We start from the raw sequence: 13013 nt of genomic DNA, 5'->3' as shown, positions 1-13013 counted from the left end.
TTTTCTCTCATTATACAAGAAAGACCCTATAGAATAGACTTTTTTTTAAGTGTCTATTCTATAGGGTACATTTTATGAGATTAGCTTCTTTTTTATGTTTTATTTATTTCCACCAATCATCAAACATTGATGCTGGTACTTGTCTTTTATGCTCACTCACTGTGTAACGTTTTTCAATCTTTTCTGCAACGTCAGCTGGAACTGCTTTACCTTCTAAGTAGTCATCAAGTTGATCATACGTAATACCTAACTCTGTTTCATCAGCTTGACCTGGTTTTTCATCTAATAAATCAGCTGTTGGCATTTTTAAGTAAAGTCGCTCGTCTGCACCTAATTCTTGTAATAGAGCGCGTCCTTGGCGTTTCGTTAATCCTGTTAATGGTAATAGGTCTGCACCACCATCTCCGAATTTTGTAAAGAATCCTGTTACAGCTTCTGCAGCGTGATCTGTTCCAATCACAAGTAGCCCTTGTTGACCACCGATTGCGTACTGCGTAACCATACGGATACGTGCTTTCACGTTACCTTTATTGAAATCTGTTAATGATTCACCTAATAAGTTTTCGTATTGATTTGAGAAAGTATCAACTGTTGAAGCGATATCAAATGCAACAGATTGATCAGCTTGAATAAATTGTAATGCTAATTGCGCATCATCTTCGTCTTTTTGCACTTTATAAGGAAGGCGCACGGCAATAAACGTTGCGTTACCACCTTCATTACGAATTTCCTCCACTGCAAGCTGAGCTAAACGTCCAGCTAATGTAGAGTCTTGTCCGCCACTAATTCCAAGTACAAATCCTTTCGCACCTGTTTTTTTTACATAATCTTTTAAGAAATCAACACGTATACGGATTTCTGCTTTCGGATCAATTACAGGTTGGACGTGTAATGCTTTCATAATCTGTTCTTGCAATGTCATTATGTTTTCCTCCTATTCATATTAAAGCGGTAAATAAGTTTATATGTATATTGGTACATACTTCTATCCTTTATTATTTCGCAAAATTAACGAATATACAATAGGATGTGTGTATGAATATGAATGTAGTCATTATAATGAAACTGCATCGTTTAAGCAATTTTTTTTGAAACCTTTCAATAATGTAAGGTTTTTGTCATTTGAATCGATGGAAGGGATTTCCGTACTTTACTAATATAAGAACATAGTTAGTAGAAGGGCGGAGAAGTAATATGAATATTAGAGAACTCGCATATCGGAATGTGACGCGAAATAGACGAACATATTCAGCATATTTTTTAAGTAGTGCATTTGCTATTATGGCCTTTTTTGTTTATTCGTTTTTTGCGTTTCATCCGGCATTAAGTGCTGGAGAATTGGGACGATATGTGTTCGTAAGTATGTCTTTTGCACAGTCCATTATTTACTTATTTACATTTTTCTTTATTTTATATTCGATGGGAATGTTTTTAAAAACGAGAAAGCGTGAACTAGGAATTTTAATGATGTTAGGTATGACGAAATATCAATTAAAGCGTCTTATCTTTTTTGAAAATATTATGATTGGAATAGGGGCAATTATTTTTGGGATACTTGCTGGAATGCTATTTTCCGGAATATTACTATTTATAGCTCCAATGATATTAAAGTTAGATATTTCCTTACCTTATTACATTCCAATGAAAGCCATTGTTGTAACGAGTATTATGTTTTTCGTATTATTTATGATCATTTCATTGTTTAGTGCAGGAATGATTCGAAAAAATAAAATTATGAAATTGTTTAGAGGATCGGCAGAAGCGAAGCCGGAACCGAAAGCATCCATTATTTCTTCTATATTAGCAGTTATATTGCTTAGTGCCGGATATACAGGAGCGCTTATGTCACACGGTGCAATGGTATTTATCATGATGATTCCTGTTACAACGGTAGTCATTATTGGTACGTATTTGCTGTACAAGCAGTTGAGTGTTTTTATTATTAGACTATGTAAAAAAAGTAAACGTTTTTATTGGACACAGACAAATATTATTACGTTGTCAGATTTAGCTTACCGTATGAGAGATAACGCAAGAATGTTCTTTATTGTAACGATAATTTCAACTGTAGCATTTTCAGCAATAGGTACATTAGTTGGCTTTACATCAATGACAAAGGCGGTTATGGAGAGACCAATTGCGTTTCACTATCATTCTAAGCAAGGAAATAGTAATGAATCACAGCATTTGAAGATGATTGACGAAGGGTTAAAGAAACATAGTATAGCAGCTTCAAAAACTAATATTTCAACAAAGAAAACGGAGGAGCAGTCGTTAAGAAGCGCCACGTTTATAAAGGAATCAGACTATAAGGAATATGCGAAGTTAACAGGAGAACCCTTTCATGAGGGATCCAAAAAAGAAGTTTTATTTTTGGCAGTTGATATACCAGGACCACCGATGAAAGAAAGAAAAGAAATTACGTTGCCACATTTGAATGAACCTTTAAAAGTGAAAAAAATTAATACGTCTTCATTAAGTAAAATAATAAGAGGTAACGTTTATGTAATCTCTAACAAGCAGTATGATGCATTACAAGATGGATTTAAAGAGGAAAAAAATTATGTATACAAAACAGAGGGAACGAAAGATGAAATTGAGGTTGGGAAAGAACTAACGCATCAGATGAAACCTTACGAAGAACATGCAACGTTTAGTGCAGAAGAGTACGCACAAAACCAAAGTTTACAAATTGCAGGACCAATTCTATTTGTAGGTTTCTTTATCGGTATTGTATTTTTCGTATGTGCAGGAAGCTTCCTTTATTTCCGTTTGTTTTCTGACTTGGAGGATGATACTCGTTTGTTTGAAATGATTCGAAAAGTAGGCTTAACAAGTGGAGAATTATCGAAAGTAGTTACAATTCGATTGGCGCTTTTATTCTTTGTTCCAATAGGTGTTGCAACATTACATGGGGCAGTAGCGTTAACTGCACTCGGACAGATGTTTGAGTACTCACTATTTAAAGAAAATGCGATTGTATTAAGTATTTTCGTAGGAATTCAAGTTGTATATTTTTTACTGATTCGATTTCGTTATTTAAAACAATTGAAAGAGAGATTACGTATTCGTTAAATGTGTTTTTTTAACTTGAGTACAAAATTTTCTAAAAAGAGGCAGGTATTACCAAAAAAGTGATAAAATGGAAAAAGCGAGGTGAAAAAATTAATAAATAGTAAGGGAGGAAGTAATATGAAAGCAACAGGAGTTATTCGAAAAGTAGACGAATTAGGACGAATTGTAATTCCTAAAGAATTACGTGATGTATTGGGAATACAAATTAAATCACCGCTTGAAATTTTCGTAGAAGAAGACAAAGTCATTTTACAAAAATATCAACCTTACAATGCTTGTCAAATAACAGGTGATGTTTCAAATCAAAACATATCATTAGCAAATGGAAACATTACTGTTAGTATAGATGGAGCGAAATATTTAATAAAAGAAATAGAGAAGTTTTTAAACAAGAGTGAGGCTTAGTCTTAATTTATATTATTTTAAAAATTTCATATCATTCTTGAAAGACAGTAAAAGGACCAATTTAGTGGTCCTTTTATTTTGGTTATTGGTTGTACCAATCGGATTTTTGATGTCTACAAATTACGAGATAAATAAAAGAGTAGTATAAATTTCGTAAGCCTTATTGAGAAACATTTTTAAGGAAGGAAAACGAAACACATAAAACGAATGTTAAATGTAAGTGTTTTCAAAAGTGGTCTGAAATGAAAATAATATATTTTCAGGAGGGATTACAATGAATAGTAGTACAGCGAATAAACAAAAAGGTATACAATTGATTCCTTTTACAGTAGATAAGGTGGTTGAACAAGTAAATGAAATTCCGCCAGGTGTACAACTCATTCATGCTCCACAAGTATGGGAGAAGAGTACAAAAGGAAAAGATATTGTTGTTGCAGTATTAGATACAGGGTGTGATATGAATCATATAGATTTAAAGGATCGTATTATCGGCGGAAGAAATTTCACGAAAGATTACGAAGGAGATCCAAATATTTATCTTGATAATAACGGACATGGTACTCATGTAGCTGGGACAATTGCAGCGACTGAAAATGGAGTTGGTGTTTTAGGAGTCGCACCACTTGCTAAAATGTTAGTGTTAAAGGTTTTAGCAGGAGATGGTTCTGGAAGTTATGAGCAAATTATTGAGGCGATACATTATGCTGTAAATTGGAGAGGGCCTAATAAAGAAAGAGTTAGAGTCATTTCCATGTCACTTGGTGGCCCGCAAGATGTTCCAGAATTACATGAAGCAATTCAAAATGCAGTAAAGCAAGATGTTCTCGTCGTATGTGCTGCTGGAAATAATGGAGATTGTAATGATAATACGGAGGAACTAGATTTCCCAGGTGCATACTCAGAAGTAATTGAAGTGGGTGCCGTCAATTTAGAGCGGAAAATCGCATGTTTTAGTAATTCAAATCAAGAAATTGATTTAGTGGCGCCAGGCGATGAAATATTATCTACGTATCCTGAAGGGAAATATGCGGTATTAAGTGGAACTTCTATGGCCACACCGCATGTCGCTGGAGCACTGGCATTGCTCATAAAGCAGTGTGAAAGGGAATATGGTAGAAAGTTATCAGAACCAGAAATATATGCACAACTTATTAAAAGAACTGTACCTTTAGGATATGAACGTACATCTGAAGGGAATGGTTTATTAGATTTATTAAAAGAATAGAAAAACTAAACAACATCTCATATTCCTATGAGATGTTGTTTAGTATGGTTCTGTCGCATGTATTATGACATCTAATAAACCGGGGAATCTAGCATTTAAGTCATCTTCACGAATTGAAATGAAACGTTGAGTTCCTTCAAGGCGTGTATACATAACACCGGATTCACGTAAAACTTTGAAATGATGTGATAAAGTTGATTTCGCGATTGGAATGTTTAACGCGCCACAAGATTGTTCGTTTTTTTCTAGTAGCATAGTTACAATTTGTAAACGAATTTGATCGCTAAGTGCATATAGAACAGAAGAGAATTGAATTTCTTCTCGATTTGGATGATAGAGAGTACGCATTTTTTCACCTGCTTGTATAAGTTAATATATTTGCACTATAACATATAAAGTGGTATATTTCTATTGTTCGTATATATTCGAACAATAGAAATATAGGGGGAGAAAAAATGAAGTATACAAAATTGGAAAAGGCAGGACTACATATTTCAAAATTGGGGTTAGGAACAAACGCTGTAGGGGGACATAATTTATATGCTGATGTGAATGAGGAAGAAGGAAAACGATTAATAGAAGAAGCTATGGGGCAAGGGATTACGTTTTTTGATACAGCAGATTCATACGGTTTCGGCAGATCAGAAGAATTGGTAGGGGAAGTATTGAAAGGAAAACGTCACAAAGTTGTATTTGCTACAAAAGGTGGAATACAGCCGTTATTAAATGGAGAGGTTTATATGAATAATGAACCAAGCTATTTAAGAAATGCTGTGGAAAATAGCTTAAGAAGATTGCAAACGGATTATATTGATTTATATTATTTACATTTTACAAATCCAGAAACAAGTTACATAGATTCAATTGGAGAACTTACTCGCCTAAAAGAAGAAGGGAAAATTCGTTCAATTGGAATATCTAACGTAAACGTAGAGCAATTAAAAGAAGCGAATCAGCATGGGCACTTAGATGTTGTACAATCACCGTATAATATGTTAGATCGTACTGCTGGGCAAGAACTTTTGCCATATTGTATAGAATCAGGTATTTCATTTATTCCTTACGGGCCTCTTGCTTTTGGGATACTAGGTGGTAAATATACAGAAGATTTCGAATTGAATAAAGGAGATTGGCGTCAAAGTGTAAATCTATTTGAAGAGAATACATATAAGAGCAACTTTAAGAAAGTTGAAAAGTTAAAAGACATAGCTAAAGAAAAGGATCTCGAATTATCGCATGTAGCTTTAGCGTGGTTATTAAACCAAAAAGGAATTGATACTGTTATTCCTGGTGGGAAACGAGCGGAGCAAATAAGAGAAAGTGTAAGAGCGGTGGAAGTTTCATTGAATGAAAATGTCATGAAAGAGATTGAATCTATTTTAGAAGATTAGTTGAAAGGAGGGATAATTCCCTCTTTTTATATAAAAGGAGAAGATTTAAATGAAAAGAGTACTAGCTGTATTCTTTACAATCATGTTTATGATCGGTACAGATACTTTCTTAATTTCACCACTTTTACCCACATTACAACAGGTGTATCATATTTCAACTGAGTTGTCAGGGTGGATGGTAAGTTCATATGCTTTGGGATATGCTGCATTTGCACTTATCGCTGGTCCTATATCAGATAGTTTAAACAGAAAAAAAGTGATGGTAATAGGGATGAGTTTTTTTGCGTTAAGTACGTTTTTATGTGGAATTGCACCGAGTTTTCTATGGATGTTAATATTGAGATTTTTAGCAGGTGTAAGTGCAGCCTTTGTATCTCCACAAGTGTGGGCATCTATTCCGCTCCTTATAGAGAAGGAACAAATTGTAAAGGCAATTGGGATTGCAACAGCAGGATTGTCACTCTCTCAAATTTTAGGACTGCCAGTTGGATCATATTTAGCAATGATACACTATACAACACCATTCTTCATCATTGGTATATTATCAGCACTACTTGTTATTCTTATTTATGCAGTATTACCAGAAATACAACCGGGTTATATAAATGGAAATAAAACAAATATCTTAAGGCGTTATAAACAATTACTTTCAGATTCTAAGGTTTCACTTTCTTTTTTTGCATATTTTGTTTTTCAAACTGGTAATTTTGCTGCATTTTCATTCTTCGGTGTGTGGCTGTCTATTCAATTTGGCTTGCAAATTCATGAAATAGGAACAGCTATGCTCGTATTAGGATTAGGAAATTTAACTGGTAATATTTTTGGACCTAGAATCGTAAATAAAATTGGTTATAACCTTTCATTCTATGGTGGAATTATATTTACAGCAGTTCTATATGCATTACTTCCTCATGTAAACAACATTATAATTGTGGAGTTATTATTTTTTGTTTTGTTTTTTGTGACAGGAATTTTGTTTGTATTAATGATGAGGCACTTACAAAACATATCTATCGTAGCAAGAGGAACAGGAGCGGCTCTAGCTAATGCTTCTATGTATATTGGTCAAATGATTGGAGCGGCAATGGCAGGAATGTTATTTGCAGCATCTCACAATTTTATATTTGTAGGTAGTTTTACTGCGTTATTATATATTTTAGCTTTATTTCTGTTTAGAAAAAGTGAAAGACTAACTGAGAATCGTGAAACAGGAATTGCGTCATAAAGTCTTTACAAATAAAAAAAGCCCAAAAATAAAAATCCCTATAGAGATAGGGATTCATATATCGGCATATAGCTCCTTGGAAAAGGATATACTGAGTATAACATATAGGACTACTTATAATTGTGAAATAGATGTGAAAGTAATGTGAAAAATAACATAATAAAAAGCACTGTTTTAGCTAATGAACTAAAACAGTGCTTTTCTCTTTGATTGAACAGTTGCTGCATTTTCATCATGTATGCCTGCATCTTTAATAATTCGTTGTTTAGCTTTATTTAATAGATGGTTTACTGCTTCTCCAAAATAGTTAGCTTCGCTTTTTGTGCGGGCTTCTCGTAAACATTTATAGTTTTCTAGCAGTTCCTCTTTTTCAGTGTCTGTTAAGAAATCTTCTATTTTCTTTTTTGTCATACGAAACACCCTTTCTTCTGACAAACGACGCAATAGAAAATATTTATTGTTTATTATAGCAATAATTTTCAAAAAAAGTATAGACTAACGTCGCAATAATTTGTCAATTTCTTGAATCTTCTCATCAGCTTTCCCGATTTGCGTATTTTTAGCCTGTTCGCCACCAAGAGCTTGATGTAGTAAAAAAGTCTGACCGGAAATAGCAGTCACAATGGATACTTTAATAATTTCTTTTATTAAGGTGACATCAAATAAAACGAGTCCAAGAAGTGCAGCTAGACTACCAGTGAAAATATCAGTCAAAAACCCAAAGTGAAAAAAAGTCTTCAAACGGCGTGGAAGCAATAACTTACCTTGGTTATTGATTAGATGGGAAACGAAACCGGTAATGCCACCAACGAGTATAGCGGTTAGCCATTGATACATTTCCATCGAATCCACTCCTTTTAGTGAATAAGATTCGATTATTTTATATTGATTCCTTTTAATATTTCATAGAAGCATATTGAGAAAGTTTGTTTGGGGGTATTACGTATTCAATTTAATTATAACAGAAAAATCTGATATATTTCAGTCTATTATATGAAGCTGTTATTCCTTAATATGAATACAGAAAAGGGTGCGTGATATGAATATAGATTACCGAATAAGAAGTGTGGCTGGTTATACAAAAAATATAGGGGAATTAGTAAGCATGCTGGAGCATACAAGGGCTGTAACATTCCTTGAAATAAGAGATCTATCGGTTGAGCAATTAGATTTAATGATACCGAGTGGAGGGAATTCCATTGGAGCGTTACTAAAGCATATAGCAGCTATTGAAAAAGCACATCAGCTTATTTCATTTCAAGAGCGTGACTTTACAAAGGAAGAATTAGAAATATGGAAAGACGCACTCTATTTAGGAGAATCGAGGAAAACGATTCGTGGTCATGAAATAAAGTATTATGTACAGCTTCTACAAAGTGTTCGAGAAGAATCACTGAAGTATTTGAGTGAACAAGGTGATGAATGGCTTATGTCAGAAAGAAAGTGGCCTAACGGTGTAGCTCATAACCAGTACTATTTGTGGTTTCACGTGCTAGAAGATGAGATTAGTCAACGTGGGCAAATTAGAATGATGAAAAATAAAATGTTTGAAAATTACGTTAAATAAGGTAGCTTTTTAAATGAATATTCCATATAATGAGAGTAATTAAAATGAGAACGGGGTGATGTATTATGGCGAAAATAACTTATATGAATAATAAACCAAATACAAAGGTGGATGGAAAGGGCGAGACTATATAAGGGAGCGCACGATCCTTCCGCTTAGCTTAAACTAGGGAGGATATCAATTTGAATCAAAATATTTTAGAATCGTTCGGCTGGGATTCTTTTTTTGAGGAACAAGCTGTTGAGAACTTTGAAGTAGGACGAATTTTACTTGAGCATAAGCATATATATCGAATTATTTGTAATGATGGTGAATATATGGCAGAGTTGTCTGGAAAGTTTCGACATGAAGCAGTAACGAAGGGAGATTATCCAGCAGTTGGTGATTGGGTGTATATAAAGAAAATAGAGAATGAAAAGAAAGCAATTATTCATCGTATTTTTCCAAGAAGAAGCTCTTTTTCTAGACAAGAGGCTGGTACTCGAACGGAAGAACAAGTAATAGCAGCAAATGTAGATTATCTATTTTTAGTGAATGCACTTAATCATGATTTTAATGTAAGAAGAATGGAACGTTATTTACTATTAGCGTATGAAAGCGGTGCAATGCCTGTAATTGTTTTAACAAAGAGTAGCTTATGTGAGGACATAGAGCAGAAAATTGTTGAAACGGAAGCTGTGGCAATTGGTGTTCCAATCTTCGTCGTTGATAGTGTAGAGCATACCGGTATTGAATCGTTGCAGCAATTCGTTACTTTAGGAAAAACAATTGCTTTAGTCGGGTCATCAGGGGTTGGAAAATCCACTTTGTTAAATGCACTTATAGGAATTGAAGTAGCAAAAACGGGAGATATTCGTGAGGAAGATAGTAAAGGAAGGCATACGACAACTCATCGTGAATTGTTCCGATTACCGAGTGGTAGTTTAGTTATTGATACTCCGGGTATGAGGGAGCTGCAGCTTTGGGAAGGAAGCGATGCGATTCAAACAACATTTTCTGATATTGAAGAACTAGCAAATACATGCCGTTTTAGGGACTGTAAGCATGAAAATGAGCCAGGGTGTGCAGTGCATAAGGCAATTGATAACGGAATGATTACGATAAATCGATTGCAAAGCTATAAAAAATTACAAAGAGAACTAGCCTATTTTATGAGAAAACAAGATGCTGTTCTTGCAAGAGCAGAGCGTGATAAGTGGAAAAAGATTTCTAAACAGCATAAAAAAATGTAAAAAACCAAAGGTATATTCCTTTGGTTTTTTACATTTGTAAATTTTATAATAATATTATTCAAATATATAGACAAATAGAATTTATTTGTTTAAACTTTACAAAGTATTCATCATAATAGGTTATGAAAATAATAATTAGGTAATGGGAAATATTTACAATTCACAATATTTATCTTATAAAATTGAAAAGCAAGAGGTTTGTAATGGGTAGACTATTAAATTGGTTTCGTGATATGAAAGTAGCAAAAAAACTACTAATTTCATTTTTCGTCATTCTAATTGCGGCGGTCTCTATTATCGGAGGCATGTCTTATCAAACAGCTAAAAAGAATTTTGAATCACAAATTACGAGTAGTGCTCACGACAATATAAAAATATTAGATAATTTAATCAATCAAATGATTGAGGCAAAATTTAATGATATAAATAATTTTGCGCGAGTGATTCAAGGGAATATGTATCAAGGGGAAAATCAAGATGAATTAAGGAATATGTTATCTCAATATATTAATTTAAATAAAGATGTTGAACAAGTATACGTTGCTGGAAATGATAAGAAATTTGTGCAAGAACCAAATATACAAATGGCAGCGGACTATGATCCAACAGAACGTTCTTGGTATAAAGATGCAGTGGCAAAACAAGGTGGTATTGTAATTACTGAGCCGTATAAGGCAAAAGGAAATGGACATATTGTCGTAACGATTGCAAAACAAGCAGAAGATAAAAACGGTGTTGTAGCGATAGATTTAAGTTTAGATAATTTATTAAAAACAACGAAGTTAATTAATATTGGTAAAAAGGGATATGCTTTCATTTTAGATGGGAAACAAAAAATAATTGCACATCCTCAAGAGAAGTCAGGAGAAAAAGCATCTGATTCTTGGGCGAAGAAAATTTATGAAGATAATCATGGTGCTTTTTCATATATGTATGACGGTAGCGAAAAACAAATGGTATTTGCTACAAATGTAAAAACAGGTTGGAAAATCAGTGGGACGATGTACTCAAATGAAGTAATTGAAGCTGCGCAGCCTGTATTTTATAATATGTTAATTGTTATGTTCATTTCATTAGTTATAGGAGGGGCACTTATTTATTTTGTGACACTTTATATAACGAAGCCATTAAAAAGATTAGTTGTCACTTCTAAAGAAATAAGTGAGGGAGATCTAACGCAAACCATCGAAATTCATTCTAATGATGAAATTGGTCAACTTGCAAAAGGATTTAATGAGATGACTGATGCATTGCGAACATTAATCGGAAGAATTAATACTTCGGCTGGACATGTTGCAGCAGCATCAGAAGAGCTAACGGCAAGTGTAAGACAAGCGAGTGAAGCGACTGAGCAAATTACAATGGCAATGGATGAAATATCGAGCGGGGCAACAACACAAACAACAAGTGTAGAAAATGGTGCAATGTTACTATTTAATGTAACAGAAGGAATTCAACATGTAGCAAATAGTTCATCATCAATTAGTACGGCTTCTGCGCATACTCGTGAAAAAGCAGAAGATGGTGGAAAACTAGTAGGAAAAACAGTAAATCAAATGCAGTCTATTGCAGAATCTGTTTCACAGTCAGATGAAGTTATACAGTTATTAAATAATAAATCAAAACAAATTGGTGACATACTGGAAGTCATTCAAAATATTGCAGATCAAACAAATCTTCTAGCTTTGAATGCGGCAATTGAAGCTGCAAGAGCAGGAGAGCACGGAAGAGGATTTGCAATCGTTGCAGATGAAGTACGTAAATTGGCGGAGAAGTCTAGCGTATCTTCTAGTGAAATTAGTAAATTAATAAGTGAAATACAAGATGACATGAGTAAGACGGTAAAATCAATGGGGCATGTAAATGAAGAAGTTCAATCTGGACTTGTAATTGCGAATGAAACGAAGCAAAACTTTACTGAGATTTTACAATCTACAAACGAAATTGCCGATCAAATTAAAACGATGGTTGAAACGGCTAACGGGATGTCAAAAGGTGCAAATGAAGTGTCTATTTCGGTAGGACAAATTGCAATGACAGCGCAGAATAATGCGACGAGTACTCAAAACGTTGCAGCATCAGCGGAAGAACAATTAGCTTCGATGGAGGAAATTGGTTCTGCAGCTGGTACGCTTTCTCAAATGGCTGAAGAGTTACAAGTATTAATTGAAAGATTTAAAGTTTAATAGAGAACAGACTACTCCAAGATAGCAGTATGCTATTGGAGTAGTCTGTTTTTTTGTAAAATTAAATAGAAATACACAATACTTTTATGAGGTTTAAATATATATTTTGTATAATATTTGTCGAAAAATAAAGGTATTTGTTAACTTTGTGTATAATTATAATCATATAGAATACAAATAAAAGGAGATTCGTATGGGAGTGTATTGGGGGACAAAAAGACATTCTTGGCTTAGTTATGTCTCATTTTGGTTAAGTATTTCATTTTTTATTGTTTTTCTCATTGAAGTGTTTATTTTTAAAACACTTTCAAATAGTTCAGTGCAAATTGTTAAATATTTTTATTTTATATTTGTACCAGTAAACATCTTTCTTAGTTTAAAGTTACTCTTTAAGAAGAATGAAAAGAAAGCATTACCTATTTTTAGTTTTATAGTATCATTATTATTTACAATTCTAATACTAGTATTAGCGTTAGCAGCTACTGGGAAATTCTTTTAAGGAGAGTGATGTAAATCACTCTCCTTTTTTGATGTGAGCAAATAATGATTGGGAATAGGTTTAAAATTTAAGGAGGATTAAGTAATAAAGTAAGCCACATAATAATGAAGACTGAATAAAGTGTTTTATATACTTATGAAGCAAATGAATACGGTTAGAACGTTGATATATGGTACAATACATATGGATAGTGATAGAGATAAAGAGT

At 33.6% G+C, this 13013-nt stretch carries 13 protein-coding genes; 9 read left to right on the top strand and 4 right to left on the bottom strand.

All coding sequences use genetic code 11. The annotated features are described in order from the left end of the window. Positions 1 to 103 precede the first annotated feature (103 nt). Complete coding sequence (gene nadE, locus PDQ33_RS11340; protein WP_270755657.1) at positions 104 to 922, bottom strand: ammonia-dependent NAD(+) synthetase; 819 nt, start codon at positions 920 to 922, stop codon at positions 104 to 106. Positions 923 to 1194: 272 nt separating this feature from the next. Between nadE and PDQ33_RS11335 the strand changes: the two genes are divergently transcribed. The 3 genes from PDQ33_RS11335 to PDQ33_RS11325 all read left to right on the top strand — a co-directional run bounded on the left by PDQ33_RS11335 (position 1195) and on the right by PDQ33_RS11325 (position 4705). Next, positions 1195 to 3075 (top strand): FtsX-like permease family protein, encoded by a 1881-nt coding sequence (locus tag PDQ33_RS11335; protein WP_061130931.1) that lies wholly within the window; start codon positions 1195 to 1197, stop codon positions 3073 to 3075. Between the two features lie 117 nt (positions 3076 to 3192). Continuing rightward, a complete protein-coding gene (locus PDQ33_RS11330) occupies positions 3193 to 3480 on the top strand; it encodes an AbrB/MazE/SpoVT family DNA-binding domain-containing protein (protein WP_000648330.1) in 288 nt (95 codons plus the stop codon). 274 nt (positions 3481 to 3754) lie between these two features. After that, positions 3755 to 4705, top strand: a complete 951-nt coding sequence (locus PDQ33_RS11325) for a serine protease (RefSeq protein WP_001089047.1) — start codon at positions 3755 to 3757, stop codon at positions 4703 to 4705. A gap of 39 nt (positions 4706 to 4744) precedes the next feature. Here PDQ33_RS11325 and PDQ33_RS11320 read toward each other — a convergent pair whose 3' ends face one another. Beyond that, positions 4745 to 5053 carry an ArsR/SmtB family transcription factor gene (locus PDQ33_RS11320; protein WP_001259915.1) on the bottom strand — a complete coding sequence of 103 codons (309 nt, stop codon included), beginning with the start codon at positions 5051 to 5053 and terminating at the stop codon, positions 4745 to 4747. Positions 5054 to 5160: 107 nt separating this feature from the next. Here PDQ33_RS11320 and PDQ33_RS11315 point away from each other — a divergent pair, with 107 nt between their 5' ends. Both PDQ33_RS11315 and PDQ33_RS11310 read left to right on the top strand, forming a co-directional pair. Beyond that, positions 5161 to 6096, top strand: coding sequence for an aldo/keto reductase (locus tag PDQ33_RS11315; protein WP_270755661.1), 936 nt, complete (start codon positions 5161 to 5163; stop codon positions 6094 to 6096). Between the two features lie 49 nt (positions 6097 to 6145). After that, entirely contained in the window at positions 6146 to 7321 is a 1176-nt protein-coding gene (locus PDQ33_RS11310; RefSeq protein WP_046197614.1) for an MFS transporter, read from the top strand. Between the two features lie 186 nt (positions 7322 to 7507). On the opposite strand, the gene PDQ33_RS11305 is transcribed toward PDQ33_RS11310, so the two are convergent. Together PDQ33_RS11305 and PDQ33_RS11300 are read right to left on the bottom strand one after the other, a co-directional pair. Next, complete coding sequence (locus PDQ33_RS11305; protein WP_000162601.1) at positions 7508 to 7732, bottom strand: hypothetical protein; 225 nt, start codon at positions 7730 to 7732, stop codon at positions 7508 to 7510. Positions 7733 to 7816: 84 nt separating this feature from the next. After that, positions 7817 to 8164, bottom strand: a complete 348-nt coding sequence (locus tag PDQ33_RS11300) for a DUF4257 domain-containing protein (RefSeq protein ID WP_000426313.1) — start codon at positions 8162 to 8164, stop codon at positions 7817 to 7819. Between the two features lie 196 nt (positions 8165 to 8360). Here PDQ33_RS11300 and PDQ33_RS11295 point away from each other — a divergent pair, with 196 nt between their 5' ends. From PDQ33_RS11295 to PDQ33_RS11280, 4 genes are all read left to right on the top strand, one after another. Further along, complete coding sequence (locus PDQ33_RS11295) at positions 8361 to 8888, top strand: DinB family protein (RefSeq protein ID WP_061130929.1); 528 nt, start codon at positions 8361 to 8363, stop codon at positions 8886 to 8888. A gap of 182 nt (positions 8889 to 9070) precedes the next feature. Next, positions 9071 to 10120 (top strand): ribosome small subunit-dependent GTPase A, encoded by a 1050-nt coding sequence (gene rsgA, locus PDQ33_RS11290; protein WP_061130928.1) that lies wholly within the window; start codon positions 9071 to 9073, stop codon positions 10118 to 10120. Positions 10121 to 10323: 203 nt separating this feature from the next. Continuing rightward, on the top strand, positions 10324 to 12306 hold the full coding sequence (locus tag PDQ33_RS11285) for a HAMP domain-containing methyl-accepting chemotaxis protein (protein ID WP_270755664.1): 1983 nt from the start codon (positions 10324 to 10326) through the stop codon (positions 12304 to 12306). Positions 12307 to 12499: 193 nt separating this feature from the next. Next, positions 12500 to 12805 (top strand): hypothetical protein, encoded by a 306-nt coding sequence (locus tag PDQ33_RS11280; protein ID WP_000539566.1) that lies wholly within the window; start codon positions 12500 to 12502, stop codon positions 12803 to 12805. The last annotated feature ends 208 nt before the right edge of the window (positions 12806 to 13013 follow it).

This window comes from Bacillus cereus group sp. Bc031 (assembly GCF_027716265.1).
GTDB lineage: Bacteria > Bacillota > Bacilli > Bacillales > Bacillaceae_G > Bacillus_A > Bacillus_A paranthracis.
The sequence above is the reverse complement of the archived record's forward strand: the minus strand, read 5'-3'. Positions and strand labels throughout refer to the sequence as shown.

What these genes read in the sequence shown, in the direction of transcription:
- nadE (WP_270755657.1), bottom strand. Translation starts at nt 922, where the DNA reads ATGACATTGCAAGAACAGATTATGAAAGCATTACACGTCCAACCTGTA.
- PDQ33_RS11335 (WP_061130931.1), top strand. Translation starts at nt 1,195, where the DNA reads ATGAATATTAGAGAACTCGCATATCGGAATGTGACGCGAAATAGACGA.
- PDQ33_RS11330 (WP_000648330.1), top strand. Translation starts at nt 3,193, where the DNA reads ATGAAAGCAACAGGAGTTATTCGAAAAGTAGACGAATTAGGACGAATT.
- PDQ33_RS11325 (WP_001089047.1), top strand. Translation starts at nt 3,755, where the DNA reads ATGAATAGTAGTACAGCGAATAAACAAAAAGGTATACAATTGATTCCT.
- PDQ33_RS11320 (WP_001259915.1), bottom strand. Translation starts at nt 5,053, where the DNA reads ATGCGTACTCTCTATCATCCAAATCGAGAAGAAATTCAATTCTCTTCT.
- PDQ33_RS11315 (WP_270755661.1), top strand. Translation starts at nt 5,161, where the DNA reads ATGAAGTATACAAAATTGGAAAAGGCAGGACTACATATTTCAAAATTG.
- PDQ33_RS11310 (WP_046197614.1), top strand. Translation starts at nt 6,146, where the DNA reads ATGAAAAGAGTACTAGCTGTATTCTTTACAATCATGTTTATGATCGGT.
- PDQ33_RS11305 (WP_000162601.1), bottom strand. Translation starts at nt 7,732, where the DNA reads ATGACAAAAAAGAAAATAGAAGATTTCTTAACAGACACTGAAAAAGAG.
- PDQ33_RS11300 (WP_000426313.1), bottom strand. Translation starts at nt 8,164, where the DNA reads ATGGAAATGTATCAATGGCTAACCGCTATACTCGTTGGTGGCATTACC.
- PDQ33_RS11295 (WP_061130929.1), top strand. Translation starts at nt 8,361, where the DNA reads ATGAATATAGATTACCGAATAAGAAGTGTGGCTGGTTATACAAAAAAT.
- PDQ33_RS11285 (WP_270755664.1), top strand. Translation starts at nt 10,324, where the DNA reads ATGGGTAGACTATTAAATTGGTTTCGTGATATGAAAGTAGCAAAAAAA.
- PDQ33_RS11280 (WP_000539566.1), top strand. Translation starts at nt 12,500, where the DNA reads ATGGGAGTGTATTGGGGGACAAAAAGACATTCTTGGCTTAGTTATGTC.